Here is a 26331-nt window from a genome sequence, read left to right as displayed (position 1 = left end):
ACAAATTATAAACGGCCCTAATTTAAACCTGCTTGGCGTACGCGAAAAATCAATTTATGGCAATACCAACTTTGATACATACCTGGAAGAACTGCGCAAGCGTTATGCAAACATCACTATTAATTATTACCAAAGTAATGTTGAAGGCGAAATTATAAACAAACTGCACGAAATTGGTTTTAGCTATGATGGAATTGTGATGAATGCAGGTGCATACACCCATACTTCTATTGCTATTGCCGATGCTATTGCCGCCATAAATACACCGGTTATTGAGGTACATATATCAAACGTTCATAAACGTGAAGAATTTAGGCACACATCAATGCTGGCGGCAAATTGTAAAGGTGTAATAGCGGGTTTTGGTATGGATTCGTACCGGCTGGCTATTGAAAACCTGTTGAACGGATAAACATAAATAGAGATAAGAATCAAGATACAAGAGGTTATCCAGATGCATAAATTATTAAAGGTTACAACATATTGTTTACTGTTTATCACGCTTTTTTCATGCGCGGATGCACTGGCCCAAACAAAGAAGAAAAAACCCCGCTCTGTAAGGGATTCGCTTCGGGCAGCCATCCTATCGCGCGACTCGATGATGCGATCGCTCAAAAGATCAGATACATCAACAAATAACCTGCTGCAAAAGGTTGAATATTATACCTCTGCTTTTAATCAGATCAAAACCAATCTTTCAAAAGATGTTGATACGATTGATATAAGCGCTCAATTACCCCAATATGAAAGACGTGTAAACCTTATCAAACCATTGATTGATAATGACAAATCGAGCACATTGCGTTATTTGTACGCCATACGCGATGTTTTAACCCGCAGCGATGACCAGCTTGACCTTTGGCAGGAACAACTGGCCGATATCAACTCAAAATTGGTTCAAAACCAAACCGATCTTAATGCCATATCACAAGATAGCGTTTTAAAGATCCTCCCGGCCGACAGCTCGCTTGCTACCACTTTCCTGATCCAGAAAATAGCTATCGACAGCAAATACCACCGGCTTGATACCGTTAATAAAAAATTAATGGTGAAGATAGGTTTACTGCAAAACCGTACTTCGTCTGTATACATATCCATACTTGACCTAAAAGACCAAATAGATCTTAAAATAAGAGACTTTAGCATTAGGGCATTATCTGCCGAGTACAGCAACATTTGGGCTATGAAAGCCGATGAAGGGAGTGATTTCAAAGAGGCCCTGTCAAAAACCGCCGCCATGAACTCCAAGCTTTTTAGCTTTTTTATCGGGCGCGATATATTGATACACCTTTCGGGGTTATTGGTTTTATTGGGCTTTTTGGCATGGGTGTATGCAAGCCGAAAGAAAATACTTAAAACCAATGATGCTTCAGATAATGTATTTAGCCAGGCTAAGTATGTAATTAATTATCCAATAACTTCCTCAATCATTATCGCTTTTACGYTGATCCCTAATTTTTATGATCACCCGCCAGTAGTGGTACTGGAAACCTTTTTTGTTATCCTGATCACAGCTATGCTTTACCTGGCAAAAAAAACCTGTACCAAACCCTTATTCACTTACCTGGTTCAGTTATTTGTTATTACCAATATTTACTGTTTAAGTAATTTATTTATACAGGTAACCAATGCTGACAGGGTTATTGTACTTGTTCTTGGGCTGGCTTCGGCTATTATCAGCATCAGGCTTTTACCTGTTGTACGTAAATCGCCCAATGATTTTTTACCTTATACAGGTATTGTATTGAAGTTTTTTATTGTGCTTCAGGCTGCTTCATTTATATGCAATGTTTTTGGCCGTTTTAGTCTGGCCAAAATAATTGGTGTAACCGCCGTACATAACTTATGGCTGGCCATGGCCATGTACTACATAGTGCAGATGATCATGGAGGCCTTGTTTTTACAGCTGGAAGCCAGTAAAAACAGTAATAACCTTACTTCGTATATTGATTTTCAATTACTTAAAAACAAATTCAGAAGCGTGCTTACAGTATTAACCAGTTTATTGTGGTTGGTTATGCTTACCCAAAATTTGAGTATTGAGGACGCTGTGTTTACCCATATTGAAGACTTTTTAACAGCCAACCGCAGCATTGGCGGTACCAATACACAGTTCACCTTTCAAAGCGTGATCATATTTATTGCCGTGATCTGGCTGTCGTCCATTTTCTCAAAGATCATCAGTTACCTGTATGATGTATCTGCCAAGCACGCCCATGATATGGATGTGCTTAAAAAGAAAAACCGTACCTCCACCCTGTTGATCCGTATCGGTGTTATTGCAGTAGGCTTTTTCCTGGCGGTTGCGGCATCCGGAGTGCCTATTGATAAAATAACCATCATCATAAGCGCATTTGGTATAGGTATAGGTTTTGGTTTACAAAATATTGTGAACAACCTGGTTTCGGGACTGATACTGGCCTTTGAAAAACCGATACAGGTGGGTGATATTATTGAGGTGGATAACCGCTCGGGCACTATACTTGATATTGGCATACGGGCAAGTAAAATCGCTACCAGCGATGGCGCTGAGGTGATCATCCCGAACGGCGACCTGATATCGCACCATGTAATTAACTGGACCTTAAGTAACAATAACCGCCGTGTTGAGCTTATTGTGGGTGTAGCCTATGGCACCAACATTGAAAAAGTTAAAGGCTTGTTAAACGGTGTATTAAGCGCTCATAATGATATTATGCCGACACCAGAACCATCGGTATTGCTGCATAACCTGAGTGAAAGCACTGTAGATTTTCGGGTGCTTTTTTGGGCAGCCGATATCAATACATGGTTAGGGCTTAAAAGCAGTGTACTGACCGATATTTATGACACGTTTAACAAAGAAGGTATTGAGATACCTTTCCCTCAGCAGGATGTACACCTATTGTTACCACAGGATAGCATTGTGAAAAGTGATCAGGTTAAGGCTAAAGTTAAGGCAACAAAAAAGGTAAAAAAACAGGACGTGGATGACGTTAAAGCAAATCAGCCTGATCAAGATCAGTAAACCTGGTTTTCTTTTTAACAAAAAAGCTCCATACAATACTACCTTTGTACATGCCTTTTAAGTTATGGATTGTGCGTTTTGAATGATGTGTTTTAGGGGATGAACTGTTTTTTCCGTTTTCTAAATCCTTAACCCCATATCCCGAAACCCGTATCCCAAAAAGATGAAGTACAAAATTCTGATGCGCACGGCTTACCGCCCAGGCATCTTTGCGTTTGCCTTCGGCTAAAAATCTTGCTATGGCAAGCAGATCCATACAAAAACGCAGGGTTATCACAAATAAGGCTCTCCAAAACGGAAGGTTCTTTTTTAACAACAGCAGGTTGTTCCTGAAATTCAGATAGGTTTTAAACGGGTTTTCGGCATTGAGCGTACCACCCCCAACATGATATATGGCCGATTGTGCACAATACATTACCTTGTAGCCCATATTTTTGAGGCGCCAGCAAAGGTCTATCTCTTCCATGTGGGCAAAAAAGTATTCGTCAAAGCCGCCTACTTCATCCCAACACTTCTTTTTAATGAACAAGGAAGCACCCGAGGCCCAAAACACTTCGTCTGATTGCTCATACTGCCCCTGGTCATGCTCTACTTCATAAAACATACGGCCGCGACAAAACGGGTAACCAAAGGTATCTATAAAACCACCGGCGGCCCCGGCATGTTCAAACTGGTCTTTTTGGGCAAATGATAATATTTTGGGTGCAGCAGCAGCAATTAAAGGGTCACTTTCCATCAAACTGATCACAGGCTCAATCCAGCCGGGCATTACTTCAACATCAGAGTTCAGTAATATGTAATAGTCGGCATCCACCTGGCTCAATACCCGGTTATAGCCACCTGTAAAGCCGTAGTTTTGATCATTTTGTATGATTCGTATACTTGGATGGTTTTCTTTTATAAATGTCAGAGAATCATCTGAGGAAGCATTATCGCCTACTACAACTTCCAGCCCTGGCCAGGTTGAGGCCAAAACAGCGGGTAAAAATTGTTTAAGGTATTTAACGCCGTTCCAATTTAATATAACTACAGCAACTTTAGGTGTATTGATCATTTATGTGTGTCCTCCGGCTTAAACTTCCATCTCCGGTGAGACCATAGCCAATATTGCGGTTCCCTCCTGATCATTCCGTCTAAATACTGCACATGCGCGTCCGTGATCTCATGTTCAGCAGTTTGTTTAGCATTTTCTGTTAAGGGAACCAAAGTGTACGTATAATAACCTCTTTTAACGCGTTTCATATCGTAAAACACCACAGCAGCATCAATTGCTTTTGATATTTTTTCGATGCCCAAAAATACGGCAGTTGGTTGATTTAAAAAATTGGTAAAGTAATTTACTTCGTGCATCACCGGGGTTTGATCGCCAACCAGCACACTCACCGTTAATTCATTCTTATATTCAACCATTTTACGCATGGTTTGCCTCATAGCAACGGGCTGCCCTCCAAAACGCGAACGTATCTTAACAAAAAAATCGTTAAATGTGGCATTTGATAGTGGCTTGTAAACTATCATGAATCTTTTATCGGTAACAAAGTTAAAGTTCAATGCCGCCATTTCCCAGTTGCAGTAATGACCGGCTACGGCAATAATGCTTTTTCCTTTGGCAAAGTACTCATGAACCAGTTCGGAGTTGGTTGCCACTACCCGGCGTTGAATTTGCTTTTCAGATACGGTGATCATTTTTACCGTTTCCACAATCAGATCAGCAAGGTAGCGATAGTATTTAAATTCAATATCATGGCGTTCTTTCTTAGTTTTTTCAGGGAAAGCATTGGCCAGGTTTTGCTGTACAACGTCACGACGATAACGGATAAAATAATAGATAATAACAAATAAAACATCGGCTATCAGGTATAAAAACCAAAAGGGAAGTAACGACGTAAGGTATAAAAAAAATATACCCAACCTTAAAAACCCTTTTTTTATCATTATTTTAACCAATTTTGGACACAAACATAAAATATATGATTGAAAAAGGTGCTGTATTCCCTATGTTTTATCTTCCACCGGTAGAGTATTTTGTAAAACTAAATACTTATAAACCTGATATACTGATAGAAAGAGAAGAACATTTCCCTAAACAAACTTATCGCAACCGGGCCAATATTTACTCGCCCGATGGTTCACTAACGTTGGTGGTACCGGTTGTAAAAGGTTCAAAAAACCACACCAAATTTAAAGATGTAAAAATAAGCTACGATTTTGACTGGCAGACCCTGCATTGGCGAAGCCTCGGGGCCTGTTATCGGCGGTCGGCTTTTTTTGAATATTATGAAGACGATTTTATTACGTTTTATCAGAAGCAAAAGCAAATTCCTTATCTGTTTGATTATAATGAACAACTGCTGCAACTACTGTTCAGGCTCTTGAAGATCAAAACCGATATCCTGTACACCGACGAGTATCATCCGGAGTATACCTCCGTTGCTGACTTCAGAACTTCCATCACCCCCAAAAAAGAAGCTGAGCTGGAACAAAAACCCTACTTTCAGGTTTTTGAAGAGCGTAAAGGGTTCCTGAAAAATCTGAGCATTGTTGATCTGTTATTTAACCAGGGCCCGCAAAGTATTAATTATTTATAAATGGACAACAGGATTAAACGCGTACGTTATAAAGTTCGCAGGCATACGGGTAATGTTGGCGACCGGCCAGGCCTGGTAATAATTCCCGAAGATGCGGTTAAACCGCATATAGCCATATTCTCTTATCATAAGGATGAGCTGCTGACTTCTGAAGGAAAGAATATAAAAGTTATACTGGACCAGTTTAAGAAATGTAATGGCCATGTTAAATGGACCCACTGGATAAAGATCAATGGCCTTGGCGATGCCGAACTGATTGAGCAAATAGGAACGTATCTCAACATAAATCCGCTGGTGCTTGAGGATATTGCCAATACCCATCAGCGCCCTAAGTTTGATGAATATGATGATTATGCTTTTAGCACCAGCCGCATAGTTCATTTTAACAAGGAGGATGAACTGGTGAACAACCAGTTTTCGGCCATTATTAAGGATAACATAATCATTAGTTTTGAAGAAGATTATGAGGAGCATTTTGAAGCGGTAAAAGCCCGGCTTAAGGCAGGTAAAGGTGCAATACGTACTGCTGGCCCGGGCTATATGTGTTATGCCTTAACTGATACCATTATTGATACCTACTTTATACTGCTGGCCCAGATTGGCGACAAACTGGACACCATTGAGGATAAGGTATACAGCGATGCGGATAAAAGCATCATGTTTAACTCCCAGCAAATTAAACGCACCCTGATCATCGTACGCAGGGCAAGCTGGCCCGAACGCGACAAGATCAATGATATGATCCGTTCTGAAAGCCCGTTGATAACAGCCGAAGTAAAGGTGTTTTTACGCGATGCTTACGATCATTGTATACAGGCCATGGATCTGATAGAGAACTATAAGGAAGTAACCTCCAGCATTATTGACCTGTATTTATCGATGGTGAGCAACCGCATGAACGAAATCATGAAAGTGCTCACCATTATATCGGTAATATTCATTCCCTTAACCTTTATTGCCGGTATATATGGAATGAATTTTTCAAGACAGGACGATAAAGGCCACATTATTAAAGATAACATGCCCGAGTTATACTGGAACCATGGCTATGTATATGCCCTTATATTTATGTTTTTAATAGCCCTTTTTCAGCTATTTGTATTCTGGCGAAAAGGTTGGTTTAATAAGCTTTAAGCCCCACCCAACCCTCCCCTAAAGGGGAGGGCTTTAGATAAAAGTTTTTCCGCAATTTAAAAAGACATTCAAAAGTATCCTCCCTTTAGGGGGAGATTTAGAGGAGCTCTTTACTTCTTAAACTCCGGTTTCAGATCGGCAGCCATAGCTTTCCTGAATTTCAACACTTTTGGTTTCGATACACCTTCTATATAAGGATTGTCATCATGTGTCCTGTAGTATCCCTGATGATAGGTTTCTGCCGGATAAAAGGCAGCAAACGGAACAACCTGGGTTACCACTGGGTTGTTGTAGTGCTTCGATTCGTTCACTTTTTTAATAGTGGCCAGTAAAGTATTTTTTTCTTCTGGTGTACGATAAAAAGCTATGGAACGATAATCGGTACCTTCATCGGGACCCTGGCGGTTTAAGGTGGTAGGATCATGCGCAAAGAAAAACCCTTCGGCCAGTTTATCATAACTGATCACTTTAGGATCGTAATAAACCTGTACCGTTTCGGCATGATTGGTATTTTGTGAACTTACCTCCTGATAGGTTGGATTTTTGGTATTACCACCCGCATATCCCGAAACAACTTTGTTTACACCCTTAAGCTCAGACATAGCCTCGCTCATGCTCCAGAAACAGCCACCTCCAAAGGTAGCCACGGCTTCGCCCGTCTTTGGGTTTGGCAATGAGGGAAACTTATCAGACGACTGTCCATTAGCGCAGCCTACAAATAAAAAAATGCCTGCGATATATAAGATCAACTTTTTCATGATTATAATGATTTATGTATTTAGACGGATATACGTTGTAAACCTTTCAGTCGGTTGGTCACAACAAAGTAATCTTGAACTGTTTTATGCAAATTAAAAACCGCCACCCTGTTTAAGGGACTTTTTAACCATAAAAAGTATTTCGCCCAATCCATTTGTTTTGATCTCGAACGTAGTTGATAACAGCATTCCCATTTTATCCTTTGTAAATCCCTTACCCGACATCCACTCCAAATAATATACAGGCAAATCGGCTATAATAGTGCCTTTATATTTACCATACGGCATTCTTGTTTGTACAATATCCACAAGTATCTTCGGGTCAGGCTGCATGTTTTCCACTCTGTAAAGGTAGAGTTTTACGATAGATCAATAGTGAAAAAAACAACTTTGTCACGATAACAAACTCATTAGTCTTTCCCGCCTTATCTTTGCAATTGTCGCATTATTATAAACCCTGCAAATGCTGCGGCAAAGGCAACAATCACCTTAAACTTAACATTGCTCACAAACGGCGGCACATAGGTTACTCCTGTTTCGTCTGCAATAGCGGGATGTCCCACATATCGTCCGCTTGCGGGTACGGCTACCGCTTCAAAATTAGCTGCAAGTTCCTGCAGATCATCCTGCAATTCACGGCCGCGCATAACCGGCCCGTGCCCAGGTGCTATAGTACGTGGATTAAGTTCTGCTATTTTCCGTAAAGATATCGCAGCAGCCAACCAATTCACGGTGAAATATTGAGGAGGCCCGGTTAGTTTTTTGATATAATTAAGCTCATAAAGTGCCGATTCTGTGCGGGTTGTGGCCAGTGCGTCGCCTGCCAGCAAGACGGAATTAGCCGACATAAATAAAGATATATGTCCGGGCGAGTGTCCGGGCGTTTCAATCACTTTCCATTCTGGCAGGTAAGGTATCCCTTCATCCACATCTATAGTATTAATTTTATGGCGAATATGGATCGGTTTAACCGGGAAGAACGCAGATAACAAGCTCATTAAGCCGCCACCCACAAACGGATCGGTAGGCGGATAGGATGATTTCCCGGTTAAGTAAGGCAGTTCAAGTGCATGGGCATAAACCGGCACATTCCAGTGTTTTAAAAGTTCACGAAGGCTGCCGGCATGGTCTGCATGGCCATGTGTAAGTACAATTGCACCTGGTTTAGTACCAGGGCCAAAGAGGGCTTCGGCCATAGCAATAATTTTATCTGCCGAGCCCTTTAATCCGGTATCAACCAATACCCAACCTTTTGTTGAACCGGGGCGATTGGCTATCATGTATACATTTACAAATAGCAGCCTGGTTCCCCATACCCTTTGAGTTACCTGAAAATATTTGGCACTAAGTAATCTGTTCATTTATTTTATAATTATTAACAGAACAACAAGCTGATGTTAAAAGTTTTAACAGCTTTGGTTTAGGGCTAATTTTAAAGATATAAACGCTTTAATGCACCTGCGTCATACGCATCTGGGTTAACAAGTAAAACACAAATGCATATAAACGTGTTAGATAATTAAAGTATACACAATGGAAGAACAATTTAATGCCAAACTTACCGGTACCGATAGTGAGATTGACGGTACCGCCCAAGCAATAGCCTATCCCAATTTTAACAATGCGTTTGAATTTAAGTCAACTGATGGAACACTGCACCTGATCATAGCTAAAGATGCTGACGRTCAATGGATCAGGCTAACCGGTACTGAACCTTATTTGTCAAGCTGGATTGATGAATTGGCAGAACAGGTAGCTGCCAAATAAAAAAGTTGATCAAGTTTAATTATTTAATAAAAATGCTCAAAACAAAGCGACCAGCATATTCTAATATGCTGGTCGCTTTGTTTTGTAACTTATGACCTAATTATAAATTAACAGGTTTCATTTTAGGCGAAAGCAGGTGCATGATAAACCATGCCAGCAAATAAGCACAACCGCATATCAGGAAAATAATATTGTAGCCTGTTATCAGGTGCCCGCTTTCTTTATAAAATTCCAATATATGCCCTACTAAAAAAGGGAATAATATACCACCTACTGAACCGGCCATACCACCTATACCTACAACCGAGCTAAGTGCCCTTTTAGGGAACATATCTGATGCGGTAGTAAAAATATTGGCACTCCAGGCCTGGTGGGCAGCTGCCGCTAAACTGATCAGACCAACTGCCTGCCAAATATTAGTTGCATACTTTGCTGTTACTATAGGTATTACGCATAAAGCAAATATAAACATGGCAGTTTTACGGGCTTTAAACACCGGCCATCCCTTTTTAATGAAGTACGATGATAAATATCCACCGCCAATACTCCCAATTGATGTAGCCGTATAAACTATGATCAAAGGCAGACTTGGTTTGGTGAGATCAAGATGAAATGTACTTGAAAAATAAGAAGGTAACCAGAACAGGAAAAACCACCATATTGGATCTGTTAAAAATTTACCAATAACAAATGTCCAGGTTTGCCTGATACCGAATAACTGCACCCATTTTATTTTGCTTTCTTCTTCTGGTACAACCGAAAGCTCCACATCACTATGAATGAATGCAAATTCCTCGGGTGTTATTTTTTTGTGTTTTGAAGGTATTTCATAAAATATCCACCAGAATATAAGCCATACAAAACCGATGGCCCCGGTAATTAAAAAGGCCATCTCCCATCCATAAATACCTAATATCCAGGGTACCATTACCGGCGCCACTACTGCTCCAATATTAGCTCCAGAGTTAAATATCCCGGTAGCCAGCGCCCGCTCCTTTTTAGGGAACCACTCGGCCACTACCTTTATGGCAGCCGGAAAATTACCTGATTCGCCTAAGCCCAAAGCAGCTCTAACTATCCCAAAACCCAGGGTACTTTTAACGATGGCATGAAGCATAGCCGCTACGCTCCATACAATTAATGATATGGTATAACCTAATTTGGTGCCTATTTTATCAATAAAGCTACCAAAGGCCAATAGTCCTAAAGCGTAGGCCGTAGCAAATGCCATTACAATATAACCGTAGTCAGTTTCGGTCCATTTAAACTGAACTTCCAACACAGGTTTTAATAAACCTATAACCTGTCTGTCAAGATAGTTTATGGTAGTGGCAAAAAATAGAAGTGTAACTACTACCCATCTGTAGTTTCCAACTTTGGTTTCTTTCATTATAATTGGTTTTTAATTGGTTATTTACTGGTTTGCACCATTTCCATTAGTTTAATGGTATCTGAATATAGCTGGTCGTATAAACGATTGTCCAATACCTTTTTGCTGATCAGCTTGCTGCCCATTCCTACTGCGCAAACTCCTGCCCTAAACCAGGTGCTGATACTGTCGATGTTAAGCTCGACCCCACCGGTTGGTATAAACAATTGCCCGCCAAATAGTTCTCTTATCGACGACATAAACTCAGGCCCCAGGATGTTAGCCGGGAATAATTTTATCAAAGCCGCACCATGCTGTTGTGCAACACTAATTTCGGTTGGGGTCATGCAACCGGGGATCCATAATAAATCATGCTGCTTGGCCACGGCCCCAACTTCGGGGTTTACGGTAGGGGCTACAATAAAATCGGCACCTGCAGCAATGAAAGCAGCGGCTTCTGCAGCTGTTTTTATTGTACCTATACCCAAATACAGACCCGGCATTTCTTCTTGCTGAGCCTTTTTTAACACTATAAAATTGGCCAACGCGGCTGCGCCCCTGTTAGTATATTCAAAAACCCGGATGCCTGCTTTGTATAGCGTACGTGTTATTTCCAGGCTCACCTCTGCATCTTCATAAAAGAAGAGTGGTAACGATCCCTGGGTTAATATGGCATCAAGTACTGTATCTTTTTTGCTCATGATATTATCGCTTTTGTAATTTCCTCAACCGTTTTAGTAGTTGCATCGCCTTCTATAAATAATTTCTGGTAAGCTGCCGAGGTTGCAAATTCCAGTGTTTGCAGCGGATCAAGGTTATTGTAAAAACCATAGATCAGCCCTGCCATAAAACAGTCACCGCTACCAACTTTGTCTATCACTTTATCTGTATCGTACTGTTTTGAACTATGCAATAGATCGCCATCGTACAGTGCAGTATAATAATTAATACCCTCGCCGGCATCAAAACGGAAGGTATTGGCTACCGCTTTACATTTAGGATACTGGCTGATGATACTTTCTGATGAAAATAAAGCCTCTTTTAAATAGATGCTTTTTTGCCCTGATTCTGTAACATTTGGTTCTACGGGTATGCCCAGCATCCTTTCGGCAGCCCAAATGTTGCCCATGATCAGGGCTGCATATTTTACCAATTGCGGCATCACATCAATCGGCTGTTTGCCGTATTGCCAAAGCCTGGCCCGATAATTCAGATCAACCGATATGGTAATATTTTTGGCAGATGCCGCTTCCAGTACTTCCGCACAAACGTCAGCCACATCTTGGCTGATGGCCGGGCATATCGCGCTAAAGTGAAACCAGCTTACACCATCAAGCACTTTATCCCAATCAACCTGGCCGGGTTTTAAAGCTGCAAAAGCCGAGTGGGCCCGGTCATATATCAGTGCGTTATTCTTGATGTCTTTACCACGGGTTAAATAGTATAACCCTATCCTATCGCCATGCATAAAAACGGGCGTAGTATCCACTTTTTTATCCTGCAGATAGGTTAAGATCTGTGCCGACATGGCATTATCCGGCAAGGCCGTAAAATAAGCTGATGGCAGTCCCCATAACGCTAAGGCTGTGGCTACATTTAATTCGGCGCCGCCAACAAAAAATGGAAGCTGGTTATCAACCAACCATTGTCCGCCGGCATCAGGGCAAATCCTGAGCAGCAATTCGCCAAATGAAAGAACACTGCCTTTCGGTGATCCGTTTTCAAAAGGGTTACTCATTACTGCTTATCAAAATTAAAGTAATTCTTAGCGTTATAATAGCAAATATCCTGTATGATCTTGCCGGTCCATTCCAGGTCATTAGGCAATTCACCATTCTCTATATCCTCGGCAAACAGGTTACAAATCAGTCTGCGGAAATACTCATGCCTCGGGAACGATAAAAAACTGCGCGAATCGGTAAGCATCCCTACCATACGGCTGATGAGACCAATGTTCGATAGCGCGTTCAGCTGTTTAGTCATCCCGTCTTTTTGATCCAAAAACCACCATGCCGAACCAAACTGAACTTTACCTGCCACTGAACCATCATTAAAGTTACCGGTCATAGAAGCCATAAGCTCATTATCTGCCGGATTTAAGTTATAGAGGATAGTTTTTGCCAGTTGATTATTCAGATCGAGCTTGTTTAGGAACCGCGATAAAGCTACGCCCTGCGTAAAATCGCCTATTGAATCCCAGCCGGTATCCGGACCGGAATTTGTTAACCCGCGGGTATTGTTGTTGCGCAACGCACCCAGGTGAAATTGCTGTACCCAGCCTTTTTCATGATCCCAAAGCGCGAAATGCACCAGCATAGCCGATTTGAACTTTAATATTTCCAGAGGCAACAAAGCCTGCTTATTTCTTATTTTTAAGAATATAGCCGCTATTTCGCTGTCGGTATAATCCTCGGCATAAATTTGCTCCAGGCCATGATCAGACAATTGGCAGCCATTTGCGGCGAAATAATCATGACGGGCTTTTAACGCTTTTAAATAATCGTCGAAGTTTGATACAGATACATTAGCTACCACTTCCAACTGATCAATGTAAGTGTTTAGTGCATTAAGATCATCAGCATTCATGGCTTTATCGGGCCTAAAAGCTGGTAATACCTTTACACTGAAGCCATCTTGTTTAATCTGCTGATGATAAGCTAAATTATCCAGCGGATCATCAGTAGTACAAACCACCTCTACATTTTTACTTTTGAGGATACCCCTTACACTAAATTCAGGTGTTTGCAGCTTAGCGTTACAGTCCGCATATATTTTCTGCGCGGTTGCAGGCGAAAGCAGTTCATTAATGCCAAAATAGCGTTGCAGCTCCAGATGTGTCCAATGGTATAATGGGTTACGCAGCGTGTAAGGTACTGTGGCGGCCCATTTTTCAAACTTTTCCTGGTCGGTTTTATTCCCGGTGATATATTCCTCATTAACACCATTGGCACGCATGGCCCGCCATTTATAATGATCACCATATAGCCAAATACGCGTTAGGTTCTCAAACTTAACGTCTTCGGCTATCTGATCAGGTGGCAAATGACAGTGATAGTCAATAATAGGTAATTCGCTGGCATACTCGTGGTACAGGCGCTGTGCTGTTTTGGTATTGAGTAAAAAATCCTGATCTAAAAAACTCTTCATTAGTGTGATAAGCAGGTAAACTGCCTTTTAAATTTTTAAATTATGTGTTAGCCTCACCTAATCCTCTCCAAAGGAGAGGACTTTAACTTCACTTTTTGAACCCTCTCCTTTGGAGAGGGCAGGGTGAGGCTGTTATGCTTTATCAAATAAGGAACGTTTAACGCCCATTTCCAAACCCCTTAGTTCGGCAAGACCTTTTAGCCTTCCAGTAGCCGAATATCCGTGGTATGTTTTATAGTTAAAATCGTCAAGCAGTTTATGACCATGATCCGGGCGCATGGGTATAGCTATATCTTCGCGACCGTTTTGCTGGCGTTTTTGCTGCTCAAGAATAATGTTTTTCATCACCGCGTACATATCAGTACTACCATTTAAATGTTCGGCCTCATAAAAGCTGCCGTCAGGTTCACGCTGTACGTTACGCAAATGCAGAAAATGAATATGCTCACCTAACCTCTCCACCATGCCAGGCAGGTCATTATCTGCCCTTGCACCTAATGAACCAGTACAAAAGGTTAAGCCATTACTTGGAGAAGGGCTAAAATTAATCACATCAACCAAATCCTGCTCGGTTGACACTACCCGCGGCAAACCCAATATAGGAAACGGCGGATCGTCAGGGTGGATACACATTTTTACACCGGCCGCTTCTGCACCCGGGATAATACCCTTCAGAAAATAACCAAGGTTATTTTTTAAAGCAACCGCATCGGTATCGGCGTATCGTTTTAAATGCTCTTTAAATTCAGGAATGGTTAATACTTTGTTGGTTCCAGGTAAGCCGGCCATCAGGTTATCGATCAGCTGCGCTTTTTCATCAGCACTGATCTTATCTAAATAGTTTTTAGCGGCTTGCTGTTGCTCAGTAGTAAAATCATTGGCAGCGCCTTCACGTTCCAGGATGTACAGATCAAAAGCGGCAAGGGCGTTTGCATCATATCTTAACGCGGTTCCTTTATTAGGCAACAGAAAATCCAAATCGGTCCGCGTCCAGTCAAGCACCGGCATAAAATTATAGCATACAATATGTATACCTGCTGCTGATAGGTTTTTAAGGGTGCTAACGTAGTTTTCGATGTATTTGTCTCTGCCGACCGAAGCTGTTTTTATGCTTTCGTGAATATTAACGCTCTCCACCACCGACCATGTAAGTCCGGCTGCTTCAATCATTTTTTTACGTTCGGTGATCTCATCCAAAGGCCACACCTCCCCGCTGGGGATGTGATAAAGCGATGTAACAATGCCAGTAGCCCCAGTTTGCCTGATGGCTGTAAGTGTAACCGGATCGGTAGGCCCAAACCAGCGAAATGTTTGTTCTAAATTATTCACCATGATTATGGTATCGTAGTATAATAGGTTTGTTGTTGACCGGCAAATTACACATCATTCGCACAAGTTTAAAGCGATATTAAAAAACAATCAACGCAAACGTTTGCGGATACGGGTTAAAATGCCAAATACCATTAAGGGGTATTATTAAATTGAATAACGTTTTAGCAATTGATATAGTTTGATTAAAAAAAGAGGGCGACATATCACCAGATCTATCGCCCTCTTTTATATTTAGTTGTGCGTATCTGCTACCAGAAGATAGAATAAAGCGCAACTACTATACCGGTAACAATCAGCGCGCCGGCAGTAAATGCACGTGATGTTTTAAACATGGATGCATCTATCTCTAAACCATTGGTTGTAATACCCCTCGCTTCATCAATTTTTGAAATGATATACATACCAACAACGCAAATGATGAATACAAAACCCATGCGGTCAAGGAATGGTATTTCGTATAGCTGGGTAACTTTGTCGTCCTGCAGTGCAAGTTTCGAGAAACCATAAGGCGACAGGAAACTCAGATCGGCAAAGCGCGGTAACAGTTTAAAGAAACAGGAGAATATAAACCCGCCCACAGTTGCAAACAATGCCGCGTTTGAGGTTGCTTTTTTCCAGAAGAAACCGAGGATAAACATGGCAAAAATACCCGGAGATACGAAGCCTGTATACTCCTGTATGTACTGGAAGCCCTGCTTACCTTCGCCCATTAGTGTTTTACCTATCAATTCTGACAAAATTATACCTAATACCATGGCAACCACTACAGACCATTTACCTAAAGTAACCAGCTTTTTATCTGTAGCTCCGGGATTAATGGCTTTTTTGTAGATATCAAGTGTAAATATGGTTGCTATACTGTTTGCTTTACCTGCTAACGAGGCAACAATTGCAGCTGTTAAAGCAGCAAATGAAAGTCCTTTTAAGCCCGACGGTAATAAGTTTAACAATGATGGATATGCCTTATTAGGATCCAAAACGCCCGATGAACTCATCATTTCCTGGTGAAACATACCCTTTTGGTATAGTAAATATGCCGCTATACCTGGTAATACAACAATAACGGGCATCAGCAATTTAAGGAAAGCCGCGAACAGGATACCGCCACGTGCAGTTTTAAGGTTTGCACCCAAAGCCCTTTGCGTAATGTACTGGTTACAGCCCCAATAGTTAAGGTTAGTGATCCACATACCGCCAATAAGTACAGTTAAGCCCGGCAGATCCATATAGTTAGGATTGTCTTTCTTAAAGATCATATGGAAATGATCAGTAGCCTCTGAATGCAATATTTTAAATCCATTCAATAAACCTGTGGTTCCTTCTTTTTCACTTAAAAGCGTTAATGCAAGGTATGTAGCCATTAAACCACCCAGTATAAGCACAGCCACTTGTATAACATCAGTGTAACCAATAACCTTCATCCCACCCAGTGTAATTACTATGGAGAATATAGCCAGCAACCAGATACACAGGTGAATATCTAAACCAGATATGCCGCTGATAGCCAATGCACCAAGATATAATATGGACATTAAGTTAACCACAATGTACAGTAGCAGCCAAAATATGGCCATGATCATAGCTACTGTACCATTATACCGCTGGTGCAGGAATTGYGGCATGGTGAATATCTTGTTTTTAAGATACACAGGTATAAAAAATACCGCTACAATGATCAGTGTAATAGCTGCCATCCACTCGTATGTTGAAATGGCCAAACCCATCTTGAATGCTGATCCGCTGGTTCCGATAAACTGTTCGGCAGATATATTTGAAGCGATCAATGATGCACCGATAGCCCACCAGGTTAGTGACCCTTCGGCCAAAAAGTAGTCTTTTGAGGTGGCATCAGCGTTGTGTTTACGCTTATATACCCACCAGCCATAGCTGGAAACTAATACAAAGTAGATCAAAAATACAGCATAATCGCCATACGAGAGGGTTTTCAGGTTCATTGTTTTGGTTCTGTTGGTTTAATATGTTAGATTGACAATTATAAACTATATATAGCGATTTATCAAATTTTCTAAATATTCTTGTTTACCACTTATGGCTTTAGGCTCGCCATTAGCTATTGCATAGTTACGTAAATCTTCTAACGAAAGCTTACCTGTTTCAAAATCGTTACCAGAACCTGAGTCAAATGAAGCATACCTGTCTGCACGTATTTTTTTGTATTCTGATTTTTGCAGGATGTTATCAGCCGTTACCAAAGCACGGGCAAAAATATCCATACCACCAATATGTGCGTAGAAAAGATCGGTCGGATCAGTTGAGTTACGGCGTATTTTAGCGTCGAAGTTAATACCACCACCCTGGAAACCACCTGCTTCTAAAATGATCAGCATCGATTCGGTGATCTCATTGATATCATTCGGGAACTGATCGGTATCCCAGCCATTTTGCACATCGCCACGGTTGGCGTCTATAGACCCTAATAAACCAGAATCAACCGCTACCTGCAGTTCATGCTGGAAAGTGTGACCGGCCAGTGTAGCGTGGTTAACTTCCAGGTTCAGTTTAAAATCATTCATCAGATCGTATTTCTGCAAAAAGCCCAATACGGTAGCCGCATCATAATCATACTGATGTTTAGTAGGCTCACAAGGTTTTGGTTCGATAAAGAAATTACCTTTAAAGCCTTGCTTGCGGGCATAATCTTTAGCGGTATGTAAAAACCGGGCAAAGTGTTCCTGCTCACGTTTCATATCCGTGTTAAGCAAGCTCATGTAGCCTTCGCGACCACCCCAGAATACGTAGTTCTCGCCGCCTAAAGCAATGGTAGCATCGATAGCAGCCTTAACCTGCGCACCTGCATGGGCCAAAACATGAAAATCGGGATTGGTTGAGGCGCCGTTCATATACCTTTTGTGGCTGAACAGGTTCGACGTGCCCCAAAGCAATTTAACACCACTCGCGGCTTGCTTTTGTTTAGCATAATCAACCAGGGCCTGTAAACGTCTGTCGTTCTCGTTTACATCATTGCCATAATCAACCACATCCACATCATGAAAACAATAGTATGGCAGGTTCATTTTGGTGATAAACTCAAACGCGGCATCCATTTTATCTTTGGCACGTTCAACCGCATCGGTTTTTTCATCCCATGCAAATACGTGAGTAGGCCCGCCAAATGGATCTGCGCCGTTACCACAGAACGAGTGCCAGTAAGCACAGGCAAAGCGTAAATGATCTTTCATGGTTTTGCCGGCCACTACCCTATCCGCATCATACCACCTAAATGCCAGTGGATTATCAGACTGCGGTCCTTCATATTTGACCTGACCTATTTCTTTAAAAAATTCCTTTTCTCCGGTTACGATGCTCATATTTTTAATTGTTGAATTAGTGATTTATTGAAATATTGAGTTCTATTATTTTTTGAATTGTTGATTAGTTGTTTTTAGCTTTTAGCCTTGTGCCTTCAGCTTTAAGCTCAAAAGCTCCTTCCATTCCTGGTAAACAGGTTCAAACTTTTGGGTTGATGGTTCAATTAATTGAATGGCCTTAGTGTTGCTGAATGCTTCGGCTGGCGATGCGAATATCCCTGCGCCAATTCCGGCACCTAAGGCTGCCCCTACGCTACCATCATTATTATAAAGTTCAACAGGCACACCTGTAGCGTTTACAAATGTTTCGGTAAATAGTTCACTTAAAAACAGGTTGCTTTTTCCGGCGCGGATCACTGTCGGGTTCATGCCGTTGCCACGCATAATATCCAACCCGTAACGGAAAGCGCTGGCAATGCCCTCCTGCACAGCCCTAAAAATATGGGCTTGTGTATGCAAGTTCAGGTCGATGTTTTGAAAATGTGCCCCTACCTGTTTATTATTGAGCATACGCTCTGCACCGTTACCAAAGGGTAATACCTGCAAGCCATCGCTGCCTAATGGTGCTTTCTTTGCCTCGTTGTTTAACTGTGTATAGCTTAAACCTGCCCCAAAATTGTATTTGGCCCAGCGGTATAGGCTGCCTGTACCGTTAATGCACAAAAGTACACCCAGACGTTTTTGCTGTTCGGTATAGTTAACATGCGCAAAGGTGTTAATGCGCGATTCCTGATCATAAGCCAACTGGTCGCTTACCCCATATATTACCCCTGATGTACCCGCCGTAGCAGCAACCTCGCCGGGATTAAGCACATTTAAGGAAAGCGCGTTGTTTGGCTGATCGCCCGATTTGTAGGTTACCGGGATGCCTGCTTTTAATTTCAATTTTTCGGCAACAGAAGCCAGCAGGTTGCCATGTGATGAAAATACTGGATTAATAACTGGGAACAAGCTTTCATCAAACCCAAAGTAGCTGATGATCTCTTTAGAAATGCCATTTGTTTTAAAATCAAAGAACACCCCTTCGGATAATGCCGAAACTGAGGTAGTGATCTCTCCTGTAAGCTTCATGGCAATAAAATCACCGGGCAGCATGATCTTATCTATCTTACTGTAAATTTCCGGTTCGTTCTGCTTAACCCAAGCTAATTTTGATGCTGTAAAGTTTCCGGGAGAGTTTAGCAGATGCGACAAGCAATTCTCCTCGCCTATGGCGACAAAAGCTTTATCACCAATTTCAACAGCGCGGCTATCGCACCATATAATGCTATCGCGCAGTACATTCTGGTCTTTATCAACCAAAACCAAACCGTGCATCTGATAGGCTATGCCAATGGCTGCAATATCGGTTGGGTTGTATAATTTTTTAGCGTGACAAAGTTCAAGTGCTTTTTGAGCCTGCTCCCACCACATTAGCGGCGACTGCTCGGCCCAGCCCGGATGCAAAGCTTTAATTGGCGATTCCTCATCGGGATATTGCGCCGATGCCACTATTTGTTGAGTAGCTGCATCAACAACACTAACTTTAACTGACGAGGTACCTATATCAATGCCTAATAACAGCATATTTTTTGTGGGATTATTGCGTGAATACTATGGTGCGTTTATTTTTTGGTAACTTAACGAGACGAAATTAAATAAATATTTGAAATTGCAATCGATTGCGTAAAATATTTTTTCCAACTTGCACTTTATAATGAAGAAAGTAAAACGGACCACCATTTATGATATTGCCGCCAAACTGGGCATAACCGCTTCTTCCGTATCAAGGGCGCTGAATAACAGCAGCCAGGTGAACGAAAAAACGAAGGAGCTCATTATTAAAACAGCTGATGAGCTAAACTATAAACGTAATATACTGGCCTCAAACCTGCGAAAGGGGCAATCAAAAACTATTGGTGTAGTTGTACCGCGTATTAATCAGAATTTTTTTTCGAACGTAATTGCGGGCATCGAAGAAACCACTTATCAAAAGGGCTATAATCTGATCATTTGCCAATCGGGCGAGGATCATGATAAGGAGATCCAGTGCGTAAATACGCTGATAAACCAACATGTGGATTGTATTGTAATATCAGTATCGGCCGATAGTTATGACTATCAGCACCTGCAAAATGTAATAGATCACGGCATACAACTAATCCAGTTTGACCGTGTTGCCGAAGAACTGGAAACCCTAAAGGTGATCAATGATAATGTTCAGGCCTCATTTGAGGCGATGTCGCACTTAATTGAAGGCGGTTATAAACGGATCGCTCTGCTGGAAGGCCCTCAAAACCTCAATATTTTCAGACAACGGAAAGAGGGCTATTTGAAAGCACTACAGCTATATAATATCCCAGTGATAGATGAATTGATTGTTGAAAATGCCTGGACCAAAGAACTGGGCGCCGAGGGTACACGCAAGCTATTAAACCTGCCCCAACCCCCTGATGCCATATTTGCCTCCACTTCTGATTTTTCGGCGCTGGGTGTATTGGAAGTTGCCAATGCTATGGGCATCAAAGTACCATCGGAGCTGGGGGTATGCGGTTATGCCAACGAGGCTTTTTCTGAGATCACCAGTCCGTCTATTACCACTATTGACCAGTTTAGCGTTTACATGGGTAATACGGTTGCCAATTTGTTTTTCCAGGAGATAGGTAATACCGATACTACAGCCAAACCCAAGATCATCAGCATAAAACCAGAGTTGATCATCAGGGGATCAACATCAAGGAATGGGAAACAATAGGATTTTAAGTAAAAGCTTTCACAGGGGCCTCTGCGAGAGACCCTGCTGGGACAAAAGTAAGGCTCAGTATTATAAAAATATAAAGATCGATAATTAATAGTACTTGCAAGTTTATGTCTAAATATGCTTTAGTAGAAAGAGAAAGGAAATTCGTGATACCTCCCGATCATGTTAATATTAGTGGCTTGCCCTATAAACATATTACAGATCATTACATGCTCAATACTGCTATAAGATTCCGCCTGGTTACAGATGACAACGGAACAACCTATAAGCTAACCAAAAAGACACCTCTAAATATTACGGCAGAGCATCTAATCACAACCATTTACTTGGACCAGGAAGAATACTTGCAGTTAAATAACTCTGAGTGTGTTGTAGTAGAAAAAATCAGATACCTGATAGCTGCGGGGTCTTTGGTTATTGGTTTGGATAGATATACAAACTCATCTGAAGAATTATGGATAGCAGAAATAGAATTTATTACACAGGAGGAGATGGATAACTTTCAGATGCCTTTAATATATTTAAGAGAGGTAACAACCAATCCCGAATTTAATGGCTTTGAGCTTGCAAAGCGTTTCCAAAAAGATTATTAAACCAGCCATCTTTAATAAATTTTATCCACTAATACAACACGTTACGTATAAAAAGTATATTTTATATTCAATATCAATTAATAAATCTTAACGATTTTGTTACATTAAGCCTTAAATTCAACCATTATTTATATACAAAAATATGGATGATTTTATTGCAGCAAGGTCGCAAATGGCCTTATCATTAGGTTTTCATATCATATACTCCTGCATTGGCATGGTTATGCCTGTTTTTATGGCCATTTCCCACTATAAATGGATAAAAACCAAAGACCCGGTTTATAAAAACATTACCATAGCCTGGAGTAAGGGCGTAGCTATCTTTTTCGCGACAGGAGCTGTATCAGGCACTATGCTTTCTTTTGAGCTGGGTTTGCTCTGGCCTGGGTTTATGAAACATGCCGGCCCTATTTTCGGAATGCCGTTCTCTTTAGAAGGTGTAGCTTTTTTTATTGAAGCCATAGCCCTGGGCTTTTTCCTGTACGGTTGGAACAAGCTCAACACCTGGTTCCACTGGGTAACGGGTGTTGTAGTGGGTGTAAGTGGTATAGCGTCTGGCATTTTGGTGGTATCTGCCAATGCGTGGATGAACAGTCCTTCAGGTTTTGATTTTGTGAATGGCCAGTATCTAAACATCGACCCGGTAAAAGCCATGTTTAACGAGGCCTGGTTCTCCGAATCGCTGCACATGACCATAGCAGCATTTTCGGCCACAGGTTTCGCGGTAGCGGGGATCCATGCGTTGATGATCTACCGGAAACGTAATGTGCATTTTCACAGCAAAGCATTTAAGATCGCCATTATATTTGGTGCTGCGGCAGCTATTTTACAACCTTTAAGCGGCGATATATCTGCCAAAGGCGCTGCCAAAAGGCAACCTGCCAAATTAGCGGCAATGGAAGCATATTTCCACACACAAACTTATGCCCCGCTGGTTATTGGGGGTATACCTGATACCGCGGCAAAAAAAGTAAACTATGGAATTGAAGTCCCCGGTTTGCTGAGTTTCCTGGTACATGATAATTTTAAACAGGAAGTAAAGGGGTTAGACCAGATACCTGTTAAGGACCAGCCACCAATTGCGGTTACCCATTATGCTTTTCAGATAATGGTCGGTTTTGGTATGCTGATGATGCTGATCGGGATATTATATTTTATTGCATTGTGGAAAAAGAAAAGCTGGTTTAATAAGAGTTGGTTCCTGAAAATGTTTATTTACGCTACTCCTGCCGGTTTTATAGCGCTGGAAGCCGGGTGGACAGTTACCGAAGTTGGCCGCCAGCCCTGGATAATACAGGGGGTTATGCGCACGAGTGAAGCCGTAACACCCATGCCGGGCATACAGTATTCCTTTTACCTGTTCACCTTTATTTATTTTACACTAAGTGTGTTTGTTATTTTCTTGCTGAAAAGGCAAATACAAATGGTACCTGAATTGTACGACCGTTAACCCATAAGATTATGTTATACGTTGTTATCCTGTTTTTATTTGCTGCCATCACCCTATATTTTCTGTTAGGCGGGGCCGATTTTGGCGCGGGTATCATTGAGCTTTTTACATCAACCGATAATAAACACCGTACCCGTAAAACCAGTTACCAGGCTATTGGGCCAATATGGGAAGCCAACCACATGTGGCTTATTATTACCGTGGTAATTTTGTTTGTAGGTTTCCCAACCATATACAGTGAGATGTGTATTTACCTGCATATCCCCTTATTGATCATGCTGATGGGTATTATTGCCCGCGGAACGGCTTTCGCGTTTCGTAATTATGATGCTATAAAGGATGAGAAAACGCAGGGATTTTATAACCACATGTTTGTTTATTCGAGCTTTGTTACGCCTTTGTTTTTGGGCATTATAGCAGGCAGTGCCCTATCGGGCCAGATAGATCCTACAGCTAAAACCTTTGCGGGCGCTTATATTTTTAGCTGGCTTAACTGGTTCTCAGTAGCTGTTGGGCTTTTCACTGTGGCGCTTTGTGGTTTCCTTGCAGCCATTTATCTCATTGGCGAATGTACCGAGGTGTATGATATAAAACGCTTTATAAAAAAAGCAAAGGCTATGAATATAGCCGCCGTAATATTAGGAGCTCTTGTGTTTTTGGCTTCGAACTTTGAACAAGTCCATTTGGCCAACTGGATATTTGGTAACCCAATAAGTTTAGTAGTTGTTATTGCAGCTACATTGTCACTGATATTACTATGGTTCATTATTTCAGATATAAAAAACAAACAGTGGATCAGGGTATTGGCCGCTTTTCAGGTGAGCATGATCCTGATTGCAGTTGGGCACACCCGTTTCCCTCGTTTTGTGATATTTAAAGATGGCAGCTCCATGTCTTTGCTTACAGATCATGCAACTACCAAAACTATTGATGACCTGGGCATAGGCCTGCTCATCGGTAGTTTATTCATACTTCCGGCACTGGGGTATTTGTATTATAGTTTTAAGAAGAAAGATTCCGGGCAGGCTGTTGAGCATTGACCGCTGATTTTGGTGATTGCGTGGATTTCGTTGATTTTTGTCTGAACCATGATTAAAGGATTTCAGGATTTTCTTGATTTCCTTTCCTATTGTCATTCTGAGCATAGCGAAGAACTCCTTTTGAACGAAGTGAAAAAATCTAATGTTCGATATGCTTAGAATGACAAGTTGTTGAAAAATCATGGCAATCCCTTAATCCCAAAAATCATGGTTCAGAAAATCAACGCAATCAACGTAATCACCAAAATCAACGGTCTATCGCTGAAATATTTCCGGGTATTTCCTGATAAAATAAACCGGTGTACAGCTCCAGGCATGACAATAGCTGTTAACCGGATAGAAGTTATACGGCGATTTCAGCTCATCATTAGGGTCATAAACCTCCCAAAAAGTATCAGCGCCTTTTTTGATCATGCCACCCCAGTAAGTTTGCAGCGCTTCTTTGGCTTCTGCTTTCAGGCCGCTTTCTATCAGCGCAGCTACATAGTAATGGAACATGTAGGGTGCGCCAGGATGTACGGCATCTTTTATAGATGGCAATGCCTTAAGCGCTGTTTGTCCCTCAGTTTTGGAGGCCACCCCACTCAATATCATCCAGGCCTGTGAGCCATAGGATATTTGCTTTTTTACCCCGCTTACAAATAAACCCGATTTTTTATCGTACAGATTTGTATATGCCGCATTCTTCAGTTTTCGGGCTAATGCGGGGATATCCGACACTTCATTTTCCTTACCTAATATTTTGGCCAGGGCGTAGGTTTGGTTAAGCGTATAAATAGATAAACCTTGTAAGCTGGCTTGTTTATCCAGACCATCTTTCCAGTCAAAAAACACCCACCACTCCTTTCCGGCTTTTATATAATCCATCATACCATCTTTGCCGGCATATTTTCGGATCATATCGAGCTGTTTTTTGGCTACGGGCCACAGGTCAAGACCAGTTTGTTTATCATCAGTAGCAGCTACATATTCTTTCAGTGCAACATTATATAAAAAGCAATAATCCAGCAGCCTGTTACCAACCTGTGCATGTGGTTCGGGAGTTTCAAATACGTTGGAGATAAGTACACCATCATCAGCAGACAATCCTGCCAGCAGGTAAAAGCAACGTTTGGTAAGTCCATTATTTTGATATGAATACAGGTTAGCCAACGATTCAAGGTATAGGTCGCCTATCCAGAGCCTGCGATCGCGTTTGGGGCCATCCTCATATACGGTTTGCATACACTCCTTTAAGGTGGTAAGCCCTATTCTGTCAATATCGGCAATAAGCTGGGATGTCCCAGGGGCTAAAAGCGGTGGTTTAGCCATTACTGAGGTTGTGGCCTTAAACTCCATATTGGTGATATGAAAATCAAAATAAGGAGAAGCGCCAAGCAATTCCATCTTTACATAGCGACAAGCCAGTCGGCGTGGTATGGTAATGGTGGCCGGCATTTCGGTAACAGTAACGGTTTCGTCTTGCAGCCAGGCCCGGCTTATAGTGCCCGGATATGGATCAAATGGCACCGTTAATTCAGATGGCACTTCGCCAAAGGTAAATTTCAGCCTCACCGGTGCATCCGGCGTACCTTTTAATGATTGGATGGTAAATGTAAAATACCCGGTAAGATGTTCGCCAAAATCGGCTACTACACCACTTTGGGTTTTGAATGATTTGCTGTAAAATGCACCCACACTATCTGTATTTACAGCTTTCCAACCCTGAAAAGCAGCGGGGTCTTTTTCCAGCTTTATCATACTAATGGGTTGTTTTTCCGTTTCGACAAGCTTAGGCTTGTTTTCTTCAGCTTTTTTTAACCAGTCCTGCCGGTAGGATAGGTAAGGGTCCTGCGCTTTTACATTGTTGGTAAAAAGTGTAATAAAAGCGGCTAATAGAAGGGTAAATTTTGGGTTGAGTAAGTTTAATACCATAGGGGAATAGTTTAAATTTTAAGATTTCCGTAACTACTTGTAACGAAGTTATATAATTGGTTAAAGCAAGATAAATATATACATTTTTCATACTATCCCCTACTATCTTTTTAAGGTACAAATACAATTATGTAATATTACATTTGTGCTATCCCAATTATAA

At 41.5% G+C, this 26331-nt stretch carries 23 protein-coding genes; 9 read left to right on the top strand and 14 right to left on the bottom strand.

The features are described from left to right. Together aroQ and AC1DRQ_RS13390 are read left to right on the top strand one after the other, a co-directional pair. A partial coding sequence (gene aroQ, locus AC1DRQ_RS13395) for a type II 3-dehydroquinate dehydratase (protein WP_477425103.1) occupies positions 1-412 on the top strand: 412 nt, incomplete at its 5' end. Positions 413-454: 42 nt separating this feature from the next. Then, complete coding sequence (locus tag AC1DRQ_RS13390; protein ID WP_477425101.1) at positions 455-3007, top strand: mechanosensitive ion channel family protein; 2553 nt, start codon at positions 455-457, stop codon at positions 3005-3007. Here AC1DRQ_RS13390 and AC1DRQ_RS13385 read toward each other — a convergent pair. Next, the gene (locus AC1DRQ_RS13385) at positions 2976-4061 is read right to left on the bottom strand and encodes a glycosyltransferase family 2 protein (protein ID WP_477425099.1); all 1086 of its coding nucleotides are present in this window, start codon (positions 4059-4061) and stop codon (positions 2976-2978) included. The two genes, AC1DRQ_RS13390 and AC1DRQ_RS13385, sit on opposite strands and share 32 nt — an antisense overlap. After that, positions 4058-4942, bottom strand: a complete 885-nt coding sequence (locus AC1DRQ_RS13380) for a lysophospholipid acyltransferase family protein (RefSeq protein WP_477425097.1) — start codon at positions 4940-4942, stop codon at positions 4058-4060. Before AC1DRQ_RS13380 ends, AC1DRQ_RS13385 begins: the two co-directional genes overlap by 4 nt. 14 nt (positions 4943-4956) lie before the next feature. Here AC1DRQ_RS13380 and AC1DRQ_RS13375 point away from each other — a divergent pair, with 14 nt between their 5' ends. Both AC1DRQ_RS13375 and corA read left to right on the top strand, forming a co-directional pair. Further along, on the top strand, positions 4957-5595 hold the full coding sequence (locus AC1DRQ_RS13375) for a WbqC family protein (RefSeq protein ID WP_477425095.1): 639 nt from the start codon (positions 4957-4959) through the stop codon (positions 5593-5595). Beyond that, entirely contained in the window at positions 5596-6729 is a 1134-nt protein-coding gene (gene corA, locus AC1DRQ_RS13370; RefSeq protein ID WP_477425093.1) for a magnesium/cobalt transporter CorA, read from the top strand. A 110-nt stretch (positions 6730-6839) separates the two neighbouring features. Here the strand turns inward: corA and msrA are convergent, their stop codons facing one another. The 3 genes from msrA to AC1DRQ_RS13355 all read right to left on the bottom strand — a co-directional run bounded on the left by msrA (position 6840) and on the right by AC1DRQ_RS13355 (position 8848). Continuing rightward, positions 6840-7487 (bottom strand): peptide-methionine (S)-S-oxide reductase MsrA, encoded by a 648-nt coding sequence (gene msrA, locus AC1DRQ_RS13365; protein ID WP_429401097.1) that lies wholly within the window; start codon positions 7485-7487, stop codon positions 6840-6842. Between the two features lie 93 nt (positions 7488-7580). Next, positions 7581-7820 (bottom strand): DUF3820 family protein, encoded by a 240-nt coding sequence (locus AC1DRQ_RS13360; protein ID WP_477425090.1) that lies wholly within the window; start codon positions 7818-7820, stop codon positions 7581-7583. Between the two features lie 92 nt (positions 7821-7912). After that, positions 7913-8848 carry an MBL fold metallo-hydrolase gene (locus AC1DRQ_RS13355; protein WP_477425088.1) on the bottom strand — a complete coding sequence of 312 codons (936 nt, stop codon included), beginning with the start codon at positions 8846-8848 and terminating at the stop codon, positions 7913-7915. A gap of 172 nt (positions 8849-9020) precedes the next feature. Here AC1DRQ_RS13355 and AC1DRQ_RS13350 point away from each other — a divergent pair, with 172 nt between their 5' ends. Continuing rightward, on the top strand, positions 9021-9254 hold the full coding sequence (locus tag AC1DRQ_RS13350; protein ID WP_477425086.1) for a hypothetical protein: 234 nt from the start codon (positions 9021-9023) through the stop codon (positions 9252-9254). Positions 9255-9354: 100 nt separating this feature from the next. Here the strand turns inward: AC1DRQ_RS13350 and AC1DRQ_RS13345 are convergent, their stop codons facing one another. The 8 genes from AC1DRQ_RS13345 to AC1DRQ_RS13310 form a co-directional block, all read right to left on the bottom strand. Then, positions 9355-10644 (bottom strand): MFS transporter, encoded by a 1290-nt coding sequence (locus AC1DRQ_RS13345; RefSeq protein WP_477425084.1) that lies wholly within the window; start codon positions 10642-10644, stop codon positions 9355-9357. Between the two features lie 20 nt (positions 10645-10664). Beyond that, positions 10665-11324, bottom strand: a complete 660-nt coding sequence (locus AC1DRQ_RS13340) for a beta/alpha barrel domain-containing protein (RefSeq protein WP_477425081.1) — start codon at positions 11322-11324, stop codon at positions 10665-10667. After that, positions 11321-12361 carry a PfkB family carbohydrate kinase gene (locus AC1DRQ_RS13335; RefSeq protein WP_477425079.1) on the bottom strand — a complete coding sequence of 347 codons (1041 nt, stop codon included), beginning with the start codon at positions 12359-12361 and terminating at the stop codon, positions 11321-11323. Before AC1DRQ_RS13335 ends, AC1DRQ_RS13340 begins: the two co-directional genes overlap by 4 nt. Beyond that, complete coding sequence (uxaC, locus tag AC1DRQ_RS13330; RefSeq protein ID WP_477425077.1) at positions 12361-13770, bottom strand: glucuronate isomerase; 1410 nt, start codon at positions 13768-13770, stop codon at positions 12361-12363. The genes AC1DRQ_RS13335 and uxaC overlap by 1 nt, the downstream gene beginning before the upstream one ends. 132 nt (positions 13771-13902) lie before the next feature. Further along, positions 13903-15102 (bottom strand): mannonate dehydratase, encoded by a 1200-nt coding sequence (gene uxuA, locus AC1DRQ_RS13325; RefSeq protein WP_477425075.1) that lies wholly within the window; start codon positions 15100-15102, stop codon positions 13903-13905. Positions 15103-15350: 248 nt separating this feature from the next. Beyond that, on the bottom strand, positions 15351-17051 hold the full coding sequence (locus AC1DRQ_RS13320) for a sodium/sugar symporter (protein ID WP_429401399.1): 1701 nt from the start codon (positions 17049-17051) through the stop codon (positions 15351-15353). A 51-nt stretch (positions 17052-17102) separates the two neighbouring features. Beyond that, the gene (gene xylA / locus AC1DRQ_RS13315) at positions 17103-18431 is read right to left on the bottom strand and encodes a xylose isomerase (protein WP_477425073.1); all 1329 of its coding nucleotides are present in this window, start codon (positions 18429-18431) and stop codon (positions 17103-17105) included. Between the two features lie 81 nt (positions 18432-18512). Beyond that, positions 18513-19997 (bottom strand): xylulokinase, encoded by a 1485-nt coding sequence (locus AC1DRQ_RS13310; protein WP_477425071.1) that lies wholly within the window; start codon positions 19995-19997, stop codon positions 18513-18515. 130 nt (positions 19998-20127) lie between these two features. Here AC1DRQ_RS13310 and AC1DRQ_RS13305 point away from each other — a divergent pair, with 130 nt between their 5' ends. The 4 genes from AC1DRQ_RS13305 to AC1DRQ_RS13290 all read left to right on the top strand — a co-directional run bounded on the left by AC1DRQ_RS13305 (position 20128) and on the right by AC1DRQ_RS13290 (position 24254). Beyond that, positions 20128-21165 carry a LacI family DNA-binding transcriptional regulator gene (locus AC1DRQ_RS13305; protein ID WP_477425069.1) on the top strand — a complete coding sequence of 346 codons (1038 nt, stop codon included), beginning with the start codon at positions 20128-20130 and terminating at the stop codon, positions 21163-21165. Between the two features lie 113 nt (positions 21166-21278). Beyond that, positions 21279-21764, top strand: a complete 486-nt coding sequence (locus AC1DRQ_RS13300) for a CYTH domain-containing protein (protein ID WP_477425067.1) — start codon at positions 21279-21281, stop codon at positions 21762-21764. A 142-nt stretch (positions 21765-21906) separates the two neighbouring features. Next, entirely contained in the window at positions 21907-23214 is a 1308-nt protein-coding gene (locus AC1DRQ_RS13295) for a cytochrome ubiquinol oxidase subunit I (protein ID WP_429401119.1), read from the top strand. 11 nt (positions 23215-23225) lie between these two features. Continuing rightward, entirely contained in the window at positions 23226-24254 is a 1029-nt protein-coding gene (locus AC1DRQ_RS13290) for a cytochrome d ubiquinol oxidase subunit II (protein ID WP_477425064.1), read from the top strand. Between the two features lie 255 nt (positions 24255-24509). On the opposite strand, the gene AC1DRQ_RS13285 is transcribed toward AC1DRQ_RS13290, so the two are convergent. Next, a complete protein-coding gene (locus AC1DRQ_RS13285; protein ID WP_477425062.1) occupies positions 24510-26168 on the bottom strand; it encodes an alpha-L-rhamnosidase-related protein in 1659 nt (552 codons plus the stop codon). Positions 26169-26331 lie beyond the last annotated feature (163 nt).

It is taken from the genome of Mucilaginibacter sp. P4_E8, from assembly GCF_056401495.1.
The sequence above is the reverse complement of the archived record's forward strand: the minus strand, read 5'-3'. Positions and strand labels throughout refer to the sequence as shown.

What these genes read in the sequence shown, in the direction of transcription:
- AC1DRQ_RS13385 (WP_477425099.1), bottom strand. Translation starts at nt 4,061, where the DNA reads ATGATCAATACACCTAAAGTTGCTGTAGTTATATTAAATTGGAACGGC.
- AC1DRQ_RS13380 (WP_477425097.1), bottom strand. Translation starts at nt 4,942, where the DNA reads ATGATAAAAAAAGGGTTTTTAAGGTTGGGTATATTTTTTTTATACCTT.
- corA (WP_477425093.1), top strand. Translation starts at nt 5,596, where the DNA reads ATGGACAACAGGATTAAACGCGTACGTTATAAAGTTCGCAGGCATACG.
- msrA (WP_429401097.1), bottom strand. Translation starts at nt 7,487, where the DNA reads ATGAAAAAGTTGATCTTATATATCGCAGGCATTTTTTTATTTGTAGGC.
- AC1DRQ_RS13360 (WP_477425090.1), bottom strand. Translation starts at nt 7,820, where the DNA reads ATGCAGCCTGACCCGAAGATACTTGTGGATATTGTACAAACAAGAATG.
- AC1DRQ_RS13355 (WP_477425088.1), bottom strand. Translation starts at nt 8,848, where the DNA reads ATGAACAGATTACTTAGTGCCAAATATTTTCAGGTAACTCAAAGGGTA.
- AC1DRQ_RS13345 (WP_477425084.1), bottom strand. Translation starts at nt 10,644, where the DNA reads ATGAAAGAAACCAAAGTTGGAAACTACAGATGGGTAGTAGTTACACTT.
- AC1DRQ_RS13340 (WP_477425081.1), bottom strand. Translation starts at nt 11,324, where the DNA reads ATGAGCAAAAAAGATACAGTACTTGATGCCATATTAACCCAGGGATCG.
- AC1DRQ_RS13335 (WP_477425079.1), bottom strand. Translation starts at nt 12,361, where the DNA reads ATGAGTAACCCTTTTGAAAACGGATCACCGAAAGGCAGTGTTCTTTCA.
- uxaC (WP_477425077.1), bottom strand. Translation starts at nt 13,770, where the DNA reads ATGAAGAGTTTTTTAGATCAGGATTTTTTACTCAATACCAAAACAGCA.
- uxuA (WP_477425075.1), bottom strand. Translation starts at nt 15,102, where the DNA reads ATGGTGAATAATTTAGAACAAACATTTCGCTGGTTTGGGCCTACCGAT.
- xylA (WP_477425073.1), bottom strand. Translation starts at nt 18,431, where the DNA reads ATGAGCATCGTAACCGGAGAAAAGGAATTTTTTAAAGAAATAGGTCAG.
- AC1DRQ_RS13310 (WP_477425071.1), bottom strand. Translation starts at nt 19,997, where the DNA reads ATGCTGTTATTAGGCATTGATATAGGTACCTCGTCAGTTAAAGTTAGT.
- AC1DRQ_RS13305 (WP_477425069.1), top strand. Translation starts at nt 20,128, where the DNA reads ATGAAGAAAGTAAAACGGACCACCATTTATGATATTGCCGCCAAACTG.
- AC1DRQ_RS13300 (WP_477425067.1), top strand. Translation starts at nt 21,279, where the DNA reads ATGTCTAAATATGCTTTAGTAGAAAGAGAAAGGAAATTCGTGATACCT.
- AC1DRQ_RS13295 (WP_429401119.1), top strand. Translation starts at nt 21,907, where the DNA reads ATGGATGATTTTATTGCAGCAAGGTCGCAAATGGCCTTATCATTAGGT.
- AC1DRQ_RS13290 (WP_477425064.1), top strand. Translation starts at nt 23,226, where the DNA reads ATGTTATACGTTGTTATCCTGTTTTTATTTGCTGCCATCACCCTATAT.
- AC1DRQ_RS13285 (WP_477425062.1), bottom strand. Translation starts at nt 26,168, where the DNA reads ATGGTATTAAACTTACTCAACCCAAAATTTACCCTTCTATTAGCCGCT.